At 33.6% G+C, this 19,828-nt stretch carries 19 protein-coding genes and 1 other RNA gene; 19 read left to right on the top strand and 1 reads right to left on the bottom strand.

What is annotated here, in order from left to right; translation table 11 throughout:
* Positions 1-32: 32 nt before the first annotated feature.
* The 9 genes from NBE98_RS10580 (at position 33) to ppdK (ending at position 9,832) form a co-directional block, all read left to right on the top strand.
* Positions 33-2,138 (top strand): HD family phosphohydrolase, encoded by a 2,106-nt coding sequence (locus NBE98_RS10580; RefSeq protein ID WP_432432664.1) that lies wholly within the window; start codon positions 33-35, stop codon positions 2,136-2,138.
* Between the two features lie 14 nt (positions 2,139-2,152).
* Positions 2,153-2,665: an rRNA maturation RNase YbeY gene (ybeY, locus tag NBE98_RS10575; protein ID WP_250814911.1), complete on the top strand. Its 513-nt coding sequence runs from the start codon at positions 2,153-2,155 to the stop codon at positions 2,663-2,665.
* A 17-nt stretch (positions 2,666-2,682) separates the two neighbouring features.
* Positions 2,683-3,381 carry a diacylglycerol kinase gene (locus tag NBE98_RS10570; RefSeq protein WP_250814910.1) on the top strand — a complete coding sequence of 233 codons (699 nt, stop codon included), beginning with the start codon at positions 2,683-2,685 and terminating at the stop codon, positions 3,379-3,381.
* A gap of 89 nt (positions 3,382-3,470) precedes the next feature.
* Positions 3,471-3,869, top strand: a complete 399-nt coding sequence (locus NBE98_RS10565; protein WP_250814909.1) for a cytidine deaminase — start codon at positions 3,471-3,473, stop codon at positions 3,867-3,869.
* A gap of 37 nt (positions 3,870-3,906) precedes the next feature.
* The gene (gene era / locus NBE98_RS10560; RefSeq protein ID WP_250814908.1) at positions 3,907-4,788 is read left to right on the top strand and encodes a GTPase Era; all 882 of its coding nucleotides are present in this window, start codon (positions 3,907-3,909) and stop codon (positions 4,786-4,788) included.
* A 36-nt stretch (positions 4,789-4,824) separates the two neighbouring features.
* Positions 4,825-5,586, top strand: a complete 762-nt coding sequence (recO, locus tag NBE98_RS10555; protein ID WP_250817538.1) for a DNA repair protein RecO — start codon at positions 4,825-4,827, stop codon at positions 5,584-5,586.
* Between the two features lies 1 nt (position 5,587).
* A complete protein-coding gene (locus NBE98_RS10550) occupies positions 5,588-6,193 on the top strand; it encodes a DUF4342 domain-containing protein (protein WP_250814907.1) in 606 nt (201 codons plus the stop codon).
* Between the two features lie 296 nt (positions 6,194-6,489).
* Complete coding sequence (gene ccpN / locus NBE98_RS10545) at positions 6,490-7,131, top strand: transcriptional regulator CcpN (protein ID WP_250814906.1); 642 nt, start codon at positions 6,490-6,492, stop codon at positions 7,129-7,131.
* Between the two features lie 67 nt (positions 7,132-7,198).
* Positions 7,199-9,832, top strand: coding sequence for a pyruvate, phosphate dikinase (gene ppdK, locus NBE98_RS10540; RefSeq protein WP_250814905.1), 2,634 nt, complete (start codon positions 7,199-7,201; stop codon positions 9,830-9,832).
* 53 nt (positions 9,833-9,885) lie between these two features.
* On the opposite strand, the gene NBE98_RS10535 is transcribed toward ppdK, so the two are convergent.
* Positions 9,886-10,953, bottom strand: coding sequence for a CotS family spore coat protein (locus NBE98_RS10535; RefSeq protein WP_250814904.1), 1,068 nt, complete (start codon positions 10,951-10,953; stop codon positions 9,886-9,888).
* Positions 10,954-11,311: 358 nt separating this feature from the next.
* Between NBE98_RS10535 and dnaG the strand changes: the two genes are divergently transcribed.
* The 10 genes from dnaG (at position 11,312) to ruvB (ending at position 19,814) form a co-directional block, all read left to right on the top strand.
* Positions 11,312-13,096, top strand: coding sequence for a DNA primase (dnaG, locus tag NBE98_RS10530; protein WP_250814903.1), 1,785 nt, complete (start codon positions 11,312-11,314; stop codon positions 13,094-13,096).
* Positions 13,097-13,119: 23 nt separating this feature from the next.
* Entirely contained in the window at positions 13,120-14,184 is a 1,065-nt protein-coding gene (gene rpoD, locus NBE98_RS10525; RefSeq protein WP_250814902.1) for an RNA polymerase sigma factor RpoD, read from the top strand.
* Between the two features lie 75 nt (positions 14,185-14,259).
* Complete coding sequence (locus NBE98_RS10520; protein ID WP_250814901.1) at positions 14,260-15,141, top strand: PH domain-containing protein; 882 nt, start codon at positions 14,260-14,262, stop codon at positions 15,139-15,141.
* Positions 15,142-15,178: 37 nt separating this feature from the next.
* Positions 15,179-15,871, top strand: a complete 693-nt coding sequence (locus NBE98_RS10515) for a tRNA (adenine(22)-N(1))-methyltransferase (protein ID WP_250814900.1) — start codon at positions 15,179-15,181, stop codon at positions 15,869-15,871.
* Positions 15,862-16,674 (top strand): Nif3-like dinuclear metal center hexameric protein, encoded by an 813-nt coding sequence (locus tag NBE98_RS10510; RefSeq protein WP_250814899.1) that lies wholly within the window; start codon positions 15,862-15,864, stop codon positions 16,672-16,674. The genes NBE98_RS10515 and NBE98_RS10510 overlap by 10 nt, the downstream gene beginning before the upstream one ends.
* Before the next feature lie 86 nt (positions 16,675-16,760).
* An RNA gene (gene rnpB / locus NBE98_RS10505) (RNase P RNA component class A) lies at positions 16,761-17,139 on the top strand.
* A gap of 74 nt (positions 17,140-17,213) precedes the next feature.
* Positions 17,214-17,435 (top strand): (2Fe-2S)-binding protein, encoded by a 222-nt coding sequence (locus NBE98_RS10500; protein ID WP_250814898.1) that lies wholly within the window; start codon positions 17,214-17,216, stop codon positions 17,433-17,435.
* Positions 17,436-17,489: 54 nt separating this feature from the next.
* Positions 17,490-18,068 carry a hypothetical protein gene (locus tag NBE98_RS10495; RefSeq protein ID WP_250814897.1) on the top strand — a complete coding sequence of 193 codons (579 nt, stop codon included), beginning with the start codon at positions 17,490-17,492 and terminating at the stop codon, positions 18,066-18,068.
* A 111-nt stretch (positions 18,069-18,179) separates the two neighbouring features.
* Positions 18,180-18,773: a Holliday junction branch migration protein RuvA gene (ruvA, locus tag NBE98_RS10490; protein WP_250814896.1), complete on the top strand. Its 594-nt coding sequence runs from the start codon at positions 18,180-18,182 to the stop codon at positions 18,771-18,773.
* A 12-nt stretch (positions 18,774-18,785) separates the two neighbouring features.
* The gene (ruvB, locus tag NBE98_RS10485; protein ID WP_250814895.1) at positions 18,786-19,814 is read left to right on the top strand and encodes a Holliday junction branch migration DNA helicase RuvB; all 1,029 of its coding nucleotides are present in this window, start codon (positions 18,786-18,788) and stop codon (positions 19,812-19,814) included.
* Positions 19,815-19,828 lie beyond the last annotated feature (14 nt).

The raw sequence follows: 19,828 nt of genomic DNA, 5'->3' as shown, positions 1-19,828 counted from the left end.
ACTGCATATAAATAACAAAAGGTGGGGGTAGTGTGGGTACACTTAATTTAAAGGAGTTTCTATCAGTCAGCAAGTTAAAGCATTTTATTATATATTTATGCACATTTTTGTTTATGTACTTTATCTTAATAACTGCTTTAGTTACAAAAACCTATGACTTAAAGGTTGGAGATATTTCAAAGGTTACAATTAAGGCTCAGAGGGAGATAAAAGACGAGGCAAGCACTAAGGCTAGAATTGATGAAGCATTAAAGATAGTAGGCCCTCAATATTCCATTAACTCTGAAGTAAAAAGTAAGGTTATAAATACTATTGATAACTTGTTTTTAAAGGCCCTGCAGGTTAAAAATCTAAATGCAGAGGATAAAGAAAAAATAGCGCAGCTATCAGCCTCGCCAGGGATATCTCTATCTAATGACGATTATTCAAGTTTGGTAAAAATGAATGAGCAGGAGTTAAAGAGTCTTCAAGATTTTTTAGTTAAAACCATGTCTGAAGTTTATGACTTTGGAATTAAAAAAAATTCTGAACTGACTCCAGAGGAAAACAGTGAAAATATTAAGCGAGCTCAAGACAGTGTACAAATGAAATTTAACAATTCTGTACTGCCTAAAAATGTTAGAGAATTAGGAACCACTATAGGCATGAAGCTAGTAGAGCCAAATTCTTTTTATGATAAAGAGAAGACTGATCAGAAGAAGAACGAAGTGATCGAAAAGACTGCTCCTGTGATGGTTAAGAAGGATCAAAACATAGTTACTGAAGGAGAACAGATCACACCGGAGAAATATGCACTTTTAAATAGTTTAGGACTTTTATCTTCAAATACAAGATCAGAATGGTATGTTTATATAAACTTAGGGATACTATTAGCCTTAGTGCTATTTTTAGAAAGCTTTTATTTGTATAAGTATCAAACAGATATTTACAGAGATTGGAGCAAGCTTGCTTTAATAAATATTATTAACTGTATTATGCTGGTTCTTGCGAGAGTGTTGTCCATTGTTTCGCCTTTTCTTATACCTCTTGCATTTGCACCAATGCTTTTAACTCTGCTTTTAAATTATAGGGCTTCTTTAACTATAAGTGTTCTTAATGTAATACTTATCAGTGCAGCAGTTAACTTTAATGTTGAAATAGTTGTTATTGCTTTGTTAAATGCTGTGGTTGGAGCTTTGATACTGCAGAAGCTTCACCAGAGAAATGATATATTATATTCCTGTTTATATATTTTTGTAATAACAGTACTTGCTACTCTATCGATAGGATTTTTACTTAGCAGCAATTCAGGGGATGTCTTTATAAAAGTAGCTTTTTCTATAGCGGGAACGGTGCTTTCCGGAATATTAACTATTGGACTTCTGCCATTCTTTGAGACTACCTTTGATATTGTAACAACCATTAAGCTTTTAGAACTTTCAAATCCAAACAGCCCGCTTCTTAAAAAACTTTTAATGGAGACCCCTGGAACTTATCATCACAGCATTCTTGTTGCTAATCTGGCTGAAGTTGGGGCAGAGGCAGTAGGCGGAAATCCTGTTCTAGCAAGAGTATGTTCCTACTACCATGATGTAGGGAAAATTAAGAGACCGTATTTCTTTAAAGAGAATCAGGTAGGAAATGAGAATCCTCATGATAAAATAACGCCTAATTTGAGTGCTCTAATAATAACATCTCACGTAAAGGATGGATTGGAGCTTGCTAAGGATTATAAGCTTCCAAAGGTTATAAAGGATATAATAGAGCAACACCATGGAACTTCATTAGTAAAATATTTTTATGTAACAGCAAAAAATGCAAGCGATAAGCCTGAAGAGATTCTAGAGGAAGATTTTAAATACCCAGGACCTATTCCTTTCACAAAAGAAGCTGGGATAATTATGCTTGCAGATAGTGTAGAAGCAGCTGTAAGGTCAATATCGGAACCTACCCAGACTAAAATTGAGAATATGGTAGATAATATTATAAAGTCTAGGCTTAATGAAGGTCAGCTCGATAATTGCGATTTAACGCTTAAGGATTTAAATAAAATTAAGGAAGCATTTATTAAGTCTTTGATGGGAATTTATCATCAAAGAATTGAGTATCCGGTAGATAAATGGGAAATGAACAAAAGCAGCCATGAGGCAAAACTTTAAGAGGAGTTTGTAGTATGATATTTTTAGATAATAGGCAAACTAAAGTAGAAAATACAAAAGAATTAGAAGATATTTTAACACATATAATCGATTATGCCTTAAAAGAAGAAAAGGTAGATATAGATTATGAAGTTAGCGTTGTTTTTGTAGACAATGAAGAAATTAGAGAGCTTAATAAAAATTTTAGGGAAATCGATAGGGAAACTGACGTTTTATCCTTCCCTATGCTGGAGTTCCCTTATCAAAAGGTCTACAAAGATGTTTATACAGGAAGAAGCTTTGAAGACAGCTATTTAAACGAAGGCCGGTTAGTAATTGGAGATATTGCCATTTCTCTTGAAAAAGCCTTAGAACAAAGCGTAGAATATGGCCATTCATTCCTAAGAGAAGTTGCTTATCTAACAGTTCATTCAGTACTTCATCTTCTTGGGTATGACCATATGCAGGAAGACGAGAAGGTTTTGATGAGAAAAAGAGAAGAGGACATCCTAGCCAAATTTGATATTGTAAGACAGATAGACCTATAGCTTTAGGAGAGAGTGTTATGAAAGTTAGAAAGCTTATAGATAGTTTCAATTATGCCATAAATGGTATTATACATGCAGTTAGAACCCAAAGGAACATGAGAATTCATATGATTGCAGCTCTCCTTGTGTTGACTGCATGTTTTTTTTACGATTTATCCAAGTACGAAATATTACTTCTTACAATTACAATAACTATGGTTATAGTTGCAGAAATGATTAATACTGCAATAGAATGCGCTATAGATTTAACAGCTAATTATTATCATCCGCTGGCTAAGGTTGCCAAGAATACTGCTGCTGGTGCTGTGCTTATAACTGCAATAAATGCAGTCATTGTTGGATACATATTGTTCTGGGACAGATTTCATGACATAAGCTTAGTGGTTATAAGAAAGATTAAAGGGTCAGATCCTTATATGATATTCCTTATCTTGATTTTTGTTTCTATAGCTACACTTGTAATCAAGGCTGTGTTTGGAGAAGGTACGCCTTTAAGAGGCGGTATGCCTAGCGGACACAGTGCTATAGCATTCTGTCTTGCCACAACTATAGCTTTAATTTCAGAAGAGCCGATTGCTATACTGTTAAGCTATCTTTTAGCTTTTATAGTAGCTCAGAGCAGAGTGGACTCCCATATACATTCTGTAATTGAAGTTCTGGCAGGAGCGGCTTTTGGAACCTTGATAACCATCCTGCTTTTTAAGATTTTTGGTTGATATTAGCATTATGCCATTGAAATGCCAGGAAATAGTGATATAATTTATATACAAGTTTTAGTATAACTTGGAATTTGGAGGTTGTTTTTATGGAATATAAAGATTTGATTTCTACAGCTTTAAAATTTAGAGAACAAGCTTATGTACCTTATTCAAACTTTAAAGTTGGCGCTGCTGTACTTACAGAAGACGGTTCTATATACGGAGGCTGCAATATTGAAAACGCTTCTTATGGAGCTACCAACTGCGCTGAAAGAACTGCTATATTCAAAGCAGTATCGGAAGGCCATAAGGTTATAAAAGCTGTTGCTGTAGTAGGAGATGTTTCAACCTATACTTTTCCATGTGGGATTTGCAGACAGGTTATTGCTGAGTTTGCGGATACTTCAATTCCTATTATTTTGATAAAAAATGAAAAAGAATATATAGTAAAAACTTTGGAGGAAGTACTGCCTGGCGCCTTTACCAAGCAGGATTTGAATAAATAAAAAAGCTTTTCAGCTTATAAGGAGTGCATAACTAACTATGTTTAAATCAGGATTCGTAACAATTATTGGAAGGCCAAATGTAGGTAAATCAACGCTAATGAATCACTTAATGGGTGAAAAGCTGTCTATAGTTTCTAATAGACCTCAAACAACAAGAAATAATATACAAACAATCCTAACTAAAGAAAATTATCAAATTGTGTTCGTAGATACACCTGGAATTCATAAGCCTAGACATAAGCTTGGTGAATATATGGTTAAGGTTGCTCAGGAAACATTAAGAGAAGTAGATTTGGTGCTTTTTTTAACTAATCCAGAGGTTGAAGTTGGAAAAGGTGATCAATATATACTCGAACAATTGAGAGGGAAAGGCGTTCCTGTATTTTTGGTTTTAAACAAAATAGATGAAAATACAGAAGAAAGAGTGGCAGCCACACTAAAAAATTATGCTGAGCACTTTGATTTCACAGAAGTAATACCAATTTCAGCTATAAAAGGAAAAAACACTGACAGGCTTGTTGATTTGATGGTTAAACATTTGCCTGAAGGACCAAAGTTCTATCCTGAAGATATGATTACTGACCAACAGGAAAGATTTATAATATCTGAAACTATAAGAGAGAAAGCTTTAAAATTGTTGTCACAGGAAGTTCCTCATGGTATTGCAGTAGAAATAATAACTATGAAGAAGGATGAAAAGGATATTTACAATATAGAAGCAACTCTACTTTGCGAAAAGGACTCTCATAAAGGAATAATAATAGGCAAGGGTGGAGAAACTCTTAAAAAAATATCCACCTATGCTAGACAAGATATGGAAAAATTCTTGGGTGCTAAAGTTTACCTGAAGCTTTGGGTGAAGGTTAAGAAAGAATGGAGAGATAACGTAAGTCTCTTAAGAGAACTTGGCTATAAATAAATAAGAAATAATTTTTATATTAAGGATATAATATATATAGGAGATGGTTTTCTGTCAATTTTTAAAACAAAAGCTATTGTAATTAAGACTTCAGATCTTAAAGAAAATGATAAACTGGTATGGTTGTTTACAGAAAAGCTTGGCAGAATCTCGACAGTTGCAAAAGGAGCCAAAAAGAGCAGAAGTAAGTTTCTATCTTTAACCCTTCCATTTTCTTTTGGAGAATTTGTGGTTTTTAAGGGAAAAAGCATGTATACCATTAATGAGGGTGAAGTAATTAATTCATTTCAATCCTTATTAAATGACCTGGATAGCCTGACTTACGCTTCTTATATTTGTGAGCTTGTAGATATTGCACTTCTTGACGAAGAAAGCAACAGGGAGCTTTTTAAGGACTTTGTAAAAGTGTTTTACTTAATGGAAAACAAAGCCATAGATTTAGATCTGTTATGCAGAGCTTTTGAAGTGAAATTACTGCTTGCTTCTGGATATTATTTTAATTTGGAACAGTGTGCAGTATGCCGCAAAAGTATAAATACCTCGAACTATGTTGATTTTCAGTACTTGGGCGGAGTATGCAGTGATTGTGAAAAATCAAGAGGAATGAGTATAAGCTTTGCAGCTTACAATGCACTAAAATATTTATCTAAAGTCTCTATAGAAAATGTTTATAGAGTAACTTTAACTAAAGAGGTCAAAAGTGAATTATATAAGCTTTTAACTAATATTATTGCAGAGAATTTTGGTAAAAAACCAAATAGCTTGCAGGCATTAAATTATATTAAAGGGGTTGAATAGTATGAGTGAAATTACATTAGAAAAAATTGATTTGGTTAGAGAACGTACTGGTGCAAGTTATGCTGATGCAAAACAAGCGTTGGAAACTTGCGAAGGCAATGTGGTTGATGCCATAATATATATGGAAAAGAATAAAAAGAGCACTCTCGATAATATTTACAGCTCAAAGGATGAGTTCCTTACTTGGATAAAGGAGCTTATTAACAAAGGCAATATTACAAAGATAAGAGTAAAGAAAGATGATAAGGTGCTTGTAGATATGCCTGTTAATGCTGGCATAGCTGTAGGTATAGTTGCTTATGCAATATGGGCACCGCTGATTGCCATAGGAGTTATTGGTGCAGTGGTTACCAATATAACTGTTGAGCTCACTAAGAAAGACGGTTCTGTTGAAGTAATTAACAAGGTTATAAAATCAACTGTGCATGATGTAAAAGAAAAAGTAAGTGATGTAGTTAGCGAAGCAAAGACAAAAGTATCAGATGTAGCTTCAGATGTTAAGGAAAAATTTAATGTTAAAAAGGATGACGAGCAAGAAAAAGGAAACGAAACCGTTTACACTTATACAGTTAAATTTGACGATATAGATAATAACGATACAAAATAAATTACAGCCAGCAATTTAATTGATTGCTGGCTTATGTTATGCATTATTTTGTTGATAATTAAATGTTAACTATAAAAATTATTATTGAAATTATTTCAAAACTTAGGTAAAATATCATAAGTATGATAAATTTTATCCATTATAACAATAATTAAATTATAAAGAAAAAAAGCGCAATCTGAAGAAATATATATTATTATAGGAATATTTTATGAATTCGGAGTAAAAATAACTGGAGTAATGTATTATTTATTTGTTTATCATGCTATAATATCGGTGTAATAAAGGGAAAGAGGGTGAACAGCATTAAGCTTACGCTAAGACAAGAAGAAATAATAAGGTTAGTTAAGGAAAATGGACCTGTAACAAGCGAAGCCTTAGCAGAAAAGTTGAATGTTACTAGAGCAGCTCTAAGACCTGATTTAGCAATACTAACTATGACAGGCATACTTGAAGCCCGACCTAAAGTTGGATATATATATTCTAAGAAACCTTCTTATAGTTTAGTGTATGATTACATAAGAAACATCAAAGTAAGCGATGTAATGTCAAAGCCTATAGTAGTAGATGAAAATATGACAGTCTATGATGCCATTGTTCATCTTTTCTTAAATGATGTTGGAACATTATTTATACAAAATAATGAAATATTGGTTGGGGCTGTTTCGAGAAAAGATTTTCTAAAGATAGCTATGGGTGGAACTGATATGCACAAGGTTCCTGTTGGTGTTATAATGACCAGAATGCCAAACATAATTTTTGTCGAAAAAGAAGATACTGCTTATCTAGCTGCTCAAAGGATTATGGAGCATGAGGTTGATAGTCTTCCTGTTGTTGAAAGAAGTTTTGACGGACTAAAGGAAAATTTAAAAATAGTCGGGAAGATATCAAAAACTAATATCACAAAGTTATTTGTTAAATTAGGTGAGAATAACTAAATCACGATCTAATCGGGATACATTAACCCGTTAGTATATAAATATTTTACAAAGGAGTGTTACATACATGCAAAAAAAGTATGTTTACCTTTTTAGCGAAGGTAGTGGTAAAATGAAAGAACTCCTTGGTGGAAAAGGTGCTAACCTAGCAGAAATGACTAGCTTAGGAATTCCAGTTCCACAAGGATTTACTGTAACTACAGAGGCTTGCAATAAGTATTATGAAGACGGAAAGGTTATAGCTCAAGAAATAATCGACGAAATTCATGAAACTATGGCTAAGCTTGAAGAGATATCTGGAAAGAAATTTGGAAGTGTAGAAAATCCACTTCTTGTATCAGTAAGATCTGGAGCTAGAGCTTCAATGCCTGGTATGATGGATACTATACTTAACCTTGGATTAAATGATGATACAGTAGAAGCTATGGCAAAACTAACAAACAACCCAAGATTTGCTTATGACTCCTATAGAAGATTCATCCAAATGTTTGCCGATGTTGTTATGGAAGTTGAAAAGAGAAACTTCGAAAATATATTAGATGAAGTTAAAGAAGCTAAGGGAGTTAAGCTTGATACTGAGCTTGATGCTAATGATTTGAAAGAAGTTGTTAAAAAGTTCAAAGCTTTTTATAAAGAAGCTAAGGGTGAAGAATTCCCTTCAGATCCAAAACTTCAATTAATTGAATCCATTACAGCTGTATTTAGATCATGGGATAACCCAAGAGCTATTGTTTATAGAAGAATGAACGATATACCTTCAAGCTGGGGAACAGCTGTTAACGTTCAAGCAATGGTATTTGGAAACAAGGGAGAAACTTCAGGTACAGGAGTTGCTTTCTCAAGAAACCCATCTACTGGAGAAAAGAAAATATATGCTGAATACTTAATGAATGCTCAAGGAGAAGACGTTGTTGCTGGTATAAGAACTCCAGAAGACATATCAACACTTGAACAAAGAAATCCAGAAGTATACAAGCAATTTATGGATATAGTACACACATTAGAAAACCACTATAGAGACATGCAAGACATGGAATTCACTATAGAAGATGGTAAGCTATACTTCCTACAAACAAGAAACGGTAAGAGAACAGCTCAAGCTGCTCTTAAGATTGCTGTTGACTTAGTTGAAGAAGGAATGTGTACAAAAGAAGAAGCTATTCTTAAGGTTGATCCAAAACAACTAGACAGCTTGCTTCACCCAGCATTTGATGCTGCTGATATGAAAGCTGCTAAGGTTATAGCTAAAGGTCTTCCAGCTTCTCCAGGAGCTGCTTGTGGTAAAATAACATTTACTGCAGAAGAAGCTAAGGAAAGAGCTGAAAAGGGTGAAAAGGTAGTTCTTGTTAGACTTGAAACTTCACCAGAAGATATTGAAGGTATGGTAGCTGCTGAAGGCATATTAACTGTAAGAGGTGGAATGACTTCTCACGCTGCAGTTGTTGCTAGAGGAATGGGAACTTGCTGCGTAGCTGGCTGCGGAGATTTAAAAGTTAATGAAGAAGCTAAAACTGTTGAAGTAAATGGTTTAGTATTAGGTCAAAACGACTATTTATCAATAGATGGAAGCACAGGTAATGTATACGGTCAAGCAATAAAGACTGTAGAACCAGAAATTTCTGGTTACTTCGGAACTTTCATGGCTTGGGCTGATGAAATAAGAACACTTAAGGTTAGAACTAATGCTGATACTCCAAGAGATGCAGCTCAAGCTGTTAAATTTGGAGCTGAAGGTATAGGTCTTACTAGAACTGAGCATATGTTCTTCGATGAAAACAGAATAGCTGCTATGAGAGAAATGATAGTTGCTAAGAACGAAGCTGAAAGAAGAAAAGCTCTTGAAAAATTACTTCCAATGCAAAGAGAAGACTTTGTAGGAATCTACGAAGCTATGGAATACAGACCAGTTACTATAAGATTCCTAGATCCACCACTACACGAGTTCTTACCTCATGAAGATGAGGATATAAAAGCATTAGCTACTGAGATGGGATTAACTTTTGAAGAGTTAAAAGCAACTGTAGAATCACTACATGAATTCAATCCAATGATGGGACATAGAGGATGTAGATTAGCAGTTTCCTACCCAGAAATAGCTGAGATGCAAACAAGAGCTGTTATAGAAGCTGCTATAGACGTTAAGGCAAGAAAAGGCTACGATATAGTCCCAGAAATAATGATTCCTCTTGTTGGAGAAATAAGAGAATTAAAATATGTTAAAGATGTAGTTACAAGAACTGCAGATGCTATCATCAAGGAAAAGGGCGTTGACCTTAAGTACATGGTTGGAACAATGATAGAAATACCAAGAGCAGCTTTAACTGCTGATGAAATAGCTAAAGAAGCTGAATTCTTCTCATTTGGAACAAATGACTTAACTCAAATGACATTTGGATTCTCAAGAGACGATGCTGGTAACTTCTTAAAGCACTACTATGACAAGAAGATATACGAGTTTGATCCATTTGCAAAACTAGATCAAACTGGTGTTGGTCAGCTTGTACAAATGGCTGCTGAAAAAGGAAAAGCTACTAGACCAAACATTAAGCTTGGTATATGCGGAGAGCATGGTGGAGACCCATCATCAGTTGAATTCTGCCACAATGTAGGATTAAACTATGTATCTTGTTCACCATTCAGAGTTCCAGTAGCTAGACTTGCTGCTGCTCATGCTGAAGTTAAGAATCCAAGAAAGAAATAATCTAATATAAAAAATCACCAGAGCAATCTGGTGATTTTTATTTGAGTAAATTGTTAAACAAGTTTTGTATTAAACTTTTTCTCTATATATTCTGTAAATCCATAAATAAATTGAAGCTGATAATCTGATTTAGCACAGGTCTTACTTAGTAGTGTAATAAACGAATTTTTATTACACTTTGAAATGTTATTGTAATAATCTCTAGATATTTTCCAGAATTTCTGTGGAAAAGCTAAATACACAAGTATAGACTTATATTCATCTAGATTAAGGGGATAAGTTCTTTCGTATAGGTCTAAGGTGTTTAAGGTCAATTCTAGATCCCACCTTGTATTATCTCTCTTTAATAACCTTCTCAGGAAATAGGAGATATCATGAACTCTATAATCTAATTTACATTTGTCAAAATCAATAAGCCATATATCCTTATTAGCATCAAAAATTATATTTTTGTTTACGTAATCAAGGTGGCAGAGACATTTATTCAAGTTATTATTGTTTATTGTAGCCGCAATGTTTACTGCAGTTTGTGCTAATAAAATATTTGTATCGAAATATTGAAGAAATAACTTAGAAAACTTGTCTCCATGTTTAAAGGCTAAATTTGAACAAAGCAGCATTTGCTGAAAATGTTTTTGCAAGGACAAATATTGATCCTCAAAGCCTGTCCTATCACTGCTTCCATCTATTGGTTTAAAGTTTCTTGTACAGCTATGTAACTTTGATAAATTTACGCTTGAAGCTAGAACATGATCATTATTATCATAGCTGCATTTTTCACCATCAATCCAAGGAGTAAGAATAAACAGCATATTTGAGTAATTTACAAATCTACTTCTACTTTTGGTTGGAAGTATTCTTGGAACTTTAATCCCATTTCTATAGAGCCATTCCACAGCTGAATATACAAAAAGTAAATCTTCAAGTGAGAAATATATTTTCTTTAAACAATAAGATTTATCCGGTGAACTTACTTTGTAAACAGCCCTTTGCTTATCTGTATCCTTGAATTTTATCTGAGTGATTTCAGAACTTTCTAATCCATAATAAGGCAATACATTATTTTTTACATTTTCCTCAGATAATAAGTTTAAATTATATGACGTTGCCTGCTCAGGCATAATAACACTCCTTAATAGCGATATCAATATATGATATTAAAAAAGTTTTTATAATATACATAATAAATAAAAAAAGGGATTTTTATAATAATATAGAATTATTATTTATAGACAAGATTGTTAAAACATAATTAACAATCATATACCAAACTTTGTAATTTATAAAAAATAAAAGGAATAATTTTTCCTGTTAATTGGGTAAAATAATATTTGTCTGAATAGGAAGGATTTTAGTTTTCTTTACAGAATATAAATATTAAAGAAAAAATAAAAAAAAATTATTTTTAGAAGGAATATAGTTATTTTTGTCGAATATAATTTATCTTGTCGGAAAAATATTTTGAGTAGGAGGATTTCCTTGAATATTCCAGATGAAATCATCCAAAAAATAAAAGATAGCAATGATATAGTGGAGATAGTTTCAGAAAAAGTTAAATTAAAGAGAGCGGGACGTTATTATACAGGCTTATGTCCTTTTCACAGTGAAAAATCTCCATCCTTTACGGTAACACCCGAAAGGCAGATATATAAGTGTTTTGGCTGTGGTGAAGGTGGAAATGTAATAACCTTCGTTATGAAAACCAAAAATATGGACTTTTTTGAAGCTGTTAAATATCTTGGTGAAAGAGCCAATATACAAATTGAAACTAATAATGCAAACACAATTAGACAAAGGGATGCAAATGAAAAACTTTATAAGATAAATACTGAAGCGGCTAGATTCTTTTTTTCTAAGCTGCGAGTAAATAAAGCTGCTATGTCTTACTTTACAGGAAGAGGCATATTAGAAAGAACTATAAATAGTTTTGGGTTAGGGTTTGCGCCCAAAAGCTGGAATGAACTTATGAACTATTTAAAATCAAAGGGATACTCTGAATTAGATATGCTTAATGCAGGTCTTATAATAAAAAGTCAAAAGGAAAATGTCAAAGCTACATACTATGATAGATTTAGGAATAGAGTTATATTTCCTGTATTTGATTTTAGGGGGAAGGTTATAGGTTTTGGCGGGAGAGTTTTAGATGATGCTAAGCCGAAGTATTTAAATTCTCCTGAAACTCCAGTGTTCAAAAAGGGAACCAATCTTTATGGATTAAATTTTGCAATAAAAAATCTCAAGGAAAGAATGCTTATAATAGTTGAAGGGTATATGGACTGCATATCATTGCATCAATTTGGTATAACTAATGTAGTGGCTTCTCTTGGAACAGCGTTGACACCAAATCAGGCAAAACTTTTAAAAAGATATGCTGATAAAATAATAATATCTTACGATGCTGATTTAGCGGGTCAGAATGCTACATTAAGAGGGCTGGAAATATTAAGAGCAGAAGGATTTGATATTAAAGTGCTTACTGTTCCGCAAGGCAAGGATCCCGACGAATTTATTAAGAGCAATGGAAGAGAGGCTTTCTTAAAACTTGTTAATGAGGCACTTCCTCTCATAGATTATAGAATAAAGAAGGTTAGAGACGTCATAGACTTTAGTAGACCTGAAATGAAGGCAGAATATGCTAAAAATGCTGCATTGATTGTTTCAGACCTTAATCCTCTTCAAAAGGATGTTTACATAAAAAGGATATCTGAAGAAACAGATATAAAAGAAGAGGCAATATATGACTTAATCAGGGGAGAAATACAAAAAAATGTAAATAAAACTGACAATTTGAATATAGTGGAAAATTTTGGACAAAAATTATATGTAGACCCTATATATCTTAAGGCAGAAAGAAATATTTTAAGGCTTATACATGAGCAAAGAGAAACTTGGGAATATTTTAATGAACATTATAACGAAAATATTTTCACACTGGAGAGTCACAAGAAAATTTTTAAGCTTATATCTGAAAACATTGATAGTGATGTTAATCAAAGAAAAAAGCATATTGAATTAAAGTGTGATGATGTGGATAGTTCAAAAGAATGGCTCGATATAATTGAGCTCGATTTGCTAAATGAGAACGGGGATTATATAAAATTTATAGAAGATTGTATTAAAGAAATAAAAAAATTTAAACTGGAAGAAACTAAAAAAGATATATTAAGAAGAATTAAGCAGCATGAGTCAAGAGGAGAGATGCAGGATTCGTTGAAATTAACACAGCAACTTATGAACATTGAACAAGAAATAACTAGATTGTAAGGGTTTTGGAAGGAGGCAATATTATGAAGGATAAGGGCGCAAAGATGCAGTTGGTTAAAAGGCTTATTGAGAAAGGTAAGAAAAGCGGCACTTTAACCTATAAAGAAATTATGGATGAACTAGAAGAAATAGATTTAAATCCAGAACAAATAGAGAAAATATATGAAGTTCTTGAAAACATGGGTATTGATGTTATAGGTGATATGCAGGAGGCTGAAGTTGCAGAAGAAGACTTGGACTTATCGGTTCCAGAAGGCATAGCTATTGATGACCCGGTTAGAATGTATCTTAAAGAGATTGGTAAAGTACCTCTATTATCGCCAGAAAATGAAATAGAACTGGCTCTTAGAATAGAAAACGGAGATCAGGTTGCTAAAAAGAAACTTGCAGAGGCGAACCTAAGACTCGTAGTAAGTATCGCTAAAAGATATGTCGGAAGAGGTATGCTTTTCCTCGATTTAATTCAAGAAGGAAACCTGGGACTTATAAAAGCAGTAGAAAAGTTTGATTACAGAAAGGGGTTCAAGTTTAGTACCTATGCCACTTGGTGGATAAGGCAGGCTATAACTAGAGCTATAGCAGATCAAGCTAGAACTATTAGAATACCTGTGCATATGGTTGAAACAATTAATAAGCTTATTAGAGTTTCAAGACAACTGCTTCAAGAGCTTGGAAGAGAACCTCAACCAGAAGAAGTTGCTAAGGTAATGGAAATGCCTGTAGACAAAGTAAGAGAAATCATGAAGATTGCTCAAGAACCTGTATCTCTTGAAACTCCAATCGGAGAAGAAGAAGACAGTCATTTAGGAGATTTTATACCAGATGATGATGCGCCAGCACCAGCTGAGGCAGCTGCCTTCACAATGCTGAAGGAACAGTTAATAAATGTATTGGATACACTAACACCTAGAGAAGAGAAAGTTTTAAGATTAAGATTTGGACTTGATGATGGAAGAGCTAGAACACTTGAAGAAGTAGGTAAAGAATTTAATGTTACGAGAGAAAGAATAAGACAAATTGAAGCTAAAGCATTAAGAAAACTAAGACATCCAAGCAGAAGTAAAAAACTTAAGGATTATTTGGATTAAGCACCCAATCATTTTGGTGCTTTTTCTTTTTAATTAAAGTATGTTATAATATCAAGAAAGAGAGGAAGTGATAATTTGATAATTTATAAGCCAAGAAGGGGCAGTGGACTGTATCATTTATTAGGAAGCACGATACTATATAATGCACTTATTGGTATAATGTACTTTTTTATAAATTCATATGTGCTTTCAAGTCTCATAAAGCTATTTCTTATAATTTTCAATGCTTATCAAATTTATTATATTCTTGTATTTAGTACTCTAAAATACGGCATTGACAATGAATACATATACATTTTAAACGTTTTTAGAAAAATTAAAATTCAAATATCAAAAATTGAAGCATATCAAATATTAAACGAAAAAATTAATGGTATAAAATTGTCTGGATTTTGTACTAATGATTTCGCTTTAGGAAGATCCTTTATCAAAAGTATCGGTACAACCAGTATGTATGTTACTGATAATAATAAAATTTTCTACTTAAAGTATGGTGAGAAAAACTACGCAGTGTCTCCTGAGTATGATGAGGGATTTGCAAAGCAATTAACAGAAAATCGTATACCAATAATAGAATGGGAATACAAATGGGATAAAGAGGTAAGCCTGCACAAAGATAAGTCTTTTATGATGCCTTTCTTTGTGGTGACTATAATAAATATTATATTAACCTTAAATCCATTTATACTGTACTTGATGAACAAACTACCTGATACAATGCCTCTTAGCTTTGATTCATCATTTATGCCTTTGGAGATTGGGAAAGGGAAGCAGTTTGCTTTTAGTCAAATGGTATATGGGGCGCTAAATATGTCTATACAATTTTGCATGTATTATGCTTCTCACTTTTATGCAAAATATGATAGAAGATTAGCAAATAGATTTATATATGTAGCTTTGGTTATCGCTGCTGCTTTTTTATTAATTCAATTTAGAATTGTGTACACCTTTAAATAGATTTACTAATTCGTTTGAAATACTAATCGGAGGGATTATGGAACTTGGGATAAGACTTAAAAAGATAGCCTCAATGGTTGATGTTTGCGATAAAATGGCTGATATAGGTACTGATCATGCCTATATACCAATTTATTTGATCAAGAATGGAATTTGCATAAGAGCGGTTGCCTCTGATATAAATAAGGGACCTGTTGAGAAAGCAAAGAAAAATGTTAAGCTTGAGAACCTGCATAAGAAAATAGATTGCAGGCTAGGGGGAGGATTTTCCACCATTGCGCCAAAAGAAGTGCAAGCTGCTGTTATAGCGGGAATGGGCGGGAATCTTATTAGAGATATAATAGAAGAAGGTATGGAAGTGTTCAAGAACCTGGAAAGCTGCATACTTCAACCTGTTCAAAATCCAGAAGTTCTTAGAGCCTATATTTATGAAAGAGGCTTTGAAATACTGGAGGAAGAATTGTGCTTTGAAGAGGGAAAATATTATGAAATAATTAAGGTGCGCTATGGTAATAAGTTTTTAACGGTTGATTCTATGTATTATGAGATAGGCAAAAGACTTATTGAAGATAAGCATCCCATGATTTCAGAATATATATCCTATAAGCTTGATAAGTACTGTAACATATACGGCAATCTCAATGAAGATACTGAAAACGCTAAAGAAAGAAAAAATGAGCTTAAAATTAAAATTGATAAGCTAAAGGAGCTGCGGGGACAATGTCATTAAAGGTTAGGGACATAAGAGATATTATGGAAAGCTATGCACCTTCTTATTTAAAGGAAAGCTATGACAATGTTGGACTAATGGTTGGAGATTTAGATTCTGAGATAACAAAAATATTGATTGCCTTAGATTGTACATTAGATGTTATAAAAGAAGCTGTAGATAAGAACTGCAACCTTATTGTTTCTCATCATCCACTGCTATTTTTGAAGCCTAGTACAATAACAAATGATACTCTTCAAGGAAAGAAGATTATAGAATTAATAAGAAATAATATAAATCTATATTCAAGCCATACAAATCTGGACGTTGCAACAGATGGAATGAATGATATAATTACCAAGCTGCTAGGTTTTAATGAATGGACTGTCCTTGAACCTTGTTCTTTAGCTTCAGAGGGCAAAGAACAAGGAATTGGAAGATTGGTTGAATTAGAAGACGCAATTACACTTATTAGTTTATGCAAGAAAGTTAAAGAAAAGCTAAAAATTGATTCCTTAAGATATTCTGGTGACGGGGAGAAGTTAATTAACAAAATTGCAATTGTTAACGGAAGCGGAGAAGATTACTTTAAACAAGCTTTTAAGGCTGGGGCAGAATGCATAATAACTGGAGATACTTCATATCATTATGTAAGCGATTATTCAGAAATGGGAATAGGAATAATTGATGCTGGGCATTTTGAAACAGAATGGCCGTCTATGATTGTCGTTTCTGAGAAACTTAAAAGAGTACTTAATGAAGAAGGATACAGCAATGAAGTAGTTGTATCAGATAAATGCAAACCAGTTTATAAATTTTTTTAATAAAATATTAGTTATAAACTAACTGCTAAATATGGAATAAAAAATAATTTGATTTATTATACTTAGTGTGCTATTATAATACTCGTTGAGTAAGCCAGACGGTCGCTGCCTGAAACTAAGTTATTAGTATTCAGGGAGAGGAAAGTCCGAGCTCCATAGGGCAGGGTGCTGGGTAACCCCCAGTGGAGGCGACTCTAAGGAAAGTGCAACAGAGATATACCGCCATATAGGAACAACCTATGTGGTAAGGGTGGAAAGGCGAGGTAAGAGCTCACCAGCGCAATGGCGACTTTGCGGCTATGTAAACCCCACTTGGAGCAAGACCAAATAGGAAGGCCTCATCTGAAACAGGATGAAGGAGTTGCCCGCTCCGCCTTCGGGTGTGTCGCTTGAGCTTATTGGTAACAATAGGCCTAGATAGATGGCTGTCAAATACAGAACTCGGCTTATAGACTTGCTCAGCAACAATATGAAAGACACCAGGTAAAACCCTGGTGTCTTTGTTTTAAAATTTATGTTATGAGAGGAAGGTCTAAAAGATGGAACAGAATTTAAATCAGGAAATATTAGATAAATTAACTAAGGTATGTTTATGTAAAGCAATTCCTAGATCTACTATAAAAAAGGCTATTAAAAATGGGGCTAAAACATTAAAGGAAGTACAGGCAGCAACAGGAGCCGGGTCAGGAGGCTGCTGCGGAAGAAGATGTACTCCTAAGATAGAACAGCTTTTAGTGGACGCAGAAGAAGGTATTTTTTAGAAGATTGTATAATCTCTGAAAATATGGACATAATATCAGCCGAGGAGGGATATTATGTCCAACAAAAAAGTAATTTTAATTGTTTCTTCGGTAATATTTTTGGCTTGTGCCTTTATAATAAGCTTTAATTGGGGTATGAATAAATTCGACAAAAGTAAAAATGGAAAGATAAATAGTGCGGATCAGGCTGGTGTTGATAATGTAACCTCTGTTCTGAAGGCGCAAGAAACTATATCCCCCAATGCAAAAGTAACGCTTAAAATACAATATGTAAAAGCTGCAAAGACAGATGAAAAGGAAATGAAAGCCTCTGAGTTTACAGGCAAGACTAAAAAAGAACTTGAGGATAGCGGGTATACTATTGAGAACTTTACACAAAGCGAAGTTGTTTTAAGCAGGAAAATAGACAGTTATGAACCAAATAAATATGTATTAGGTGTAAAAAACGACTGCTTGGCAATATATAAGACAGATAATGAAGGAAATATGTATATTGAGGATGAAAGTACTGATATTACTGATATTGAAGTACCTACTAAAAGTGATTATGATCTCTTAGAAAAAGGATCAAAATATTTGCAATTCGATAGCAAGGAAGAAGCTGAGGAAAAACTTGGGGAATATAGTTCATAGCCCCAAGTTTTTTTGTTGAATAAAATTTGTTATGATGGTAAAGTATTATATGAATTGACAAATTAATATAGAAAATGCAAAATAGAGTTTATATATTGGATGGTGATTTTTTTGTACGAATACATAAGAGGAATATTTGCTGGTGTAAGCAAAGATTATATAATTATTGAAAATAATAATATTGGATACAAAGTATTGACTTCTGGTACTACTCTTGCTAATATGCCATCTATTAATGATAATGTTCTTTTATATCTTCAGCAGATTGTTAGAGAAGACTTTATTGGTTTGTACGGATTCCTTACTAGAGATGAACTTAGTATGTTTAATTTACTGCTAAGCGTAAGCGGAGTTGGTGCAAAGGCTTCTTTATCACTTCTATCAATCAGCAGCGTAGCTAACCTGAAATATGCCATATTGACTGGTGATGAAAAGACCTTGACAAGGGCACCAGGCATAGGTAAGAAGACTGCGCAAAGGATAATACTTGAGCTGAAAGATAAATTTAAAAACGATGATATAATGCCAGCAAATTTCACTGGTTCGGAAAGCATGGAAACTAATAGAAATCTTTCTGAAGCTCTAGAGGCACTTGTAGCTTTGGGTTACACTGAAAAGGAAGCGGAAAGGGCGATCAAAAAGGTAAACCAGGAGGATGCTGTAGAAAATATAATTAAGAATAGCTTGAAGCATTTACTTGGTTAAGGAGAAGAGTTTATGGATGATAGAATTATTACGTCGATAAATATAGAAGAGGATACTGAGATTGAATACAGCTTAAGACCTCAAAACCTTAGGGAATATATAGGACAAAGCAAGGTTAAAGATAAGCTTCATATATTTATTGAAGCCGCAAAAAAGAGGAAAGAGGCACTGGACCATGTTTTGCTTTATGGACCTCCTGGTCTTGGAAAGACAACTTTGGCAAATATAATTGCAAAAGAGATGAAAGGAAGCCTTAAGATAACTTCCGGTCCTGCTATAGAAAGGGCGGGAGATTTGGCAGCTATACTTACTGGTTTAAGCGACTTTGATGTTCTGTTTATAGATGAGATTCACAGATTAAACAGAAATGTAGAAGAAATATTATATCCTGCTATGGAGGACTATGCTCTTGATATAGTTATAGGAAAGGGAGCTTCTGCTAAATCTATACGAATTGACTTGCCTAAGTTTACCCTTATAGGTGCTACTACAAGGGTAGGTCTTTTAACTGCTCCTTTAAGAGACAGGTTTGGAGTTCTTTGCTCTATGGAATTTTATGAAGACAGCGAACTTAAAGAGATTATCACGAGATCTGCAAACATATTAGATGTTCCAATTGAGGAGGATGCTGCCTATGAAGTGGCTAGAAGATCAAGAGGAACTCCTAGAATAGCTAACAGGCTTTTGAAAAGAGTTAGAGATTATTGTGATGTAAAGGGTAATGGTGTTATTAATCTGCCAACAGCTAGGGCTGCTTTAGAACTTTTAGATATAGACAGTGAAGGCTTTGATAGAATCGACAATAGGATATTGGAAGCTATTGTTGATAATTTTAATGGAGGACCTGTTGGACTTGAGACCCTAGCATATTTTATAGGAGAAGAGCTGGACACTATTGAAGATGTGTATGAGCCATATCTTCTTCAAAAGGGTTTTATCATAAGAACACCAAGGGGTAGAATGGCCACGGATAAAGCATATAAGCATATGAAAAGACCTAGAACTAGGAAAAATGAGCAATTTACGCTATTTGATGAATAATTTATTAGAACAAC

The organism is Clostridium swellfunianum, assembly GCF_023656515.1.
Classification (GTDB): Bacteria; Bacillota; Clostridia; order Clostridiales; family Clostridiaceae; genus Clostridium_AT; species Clostridium_AT swellfunianum.
Note: the sequence above shows the minus strand (reverse complement) of the source record. Positions and strands in the feature narration are given on the sequence as shown.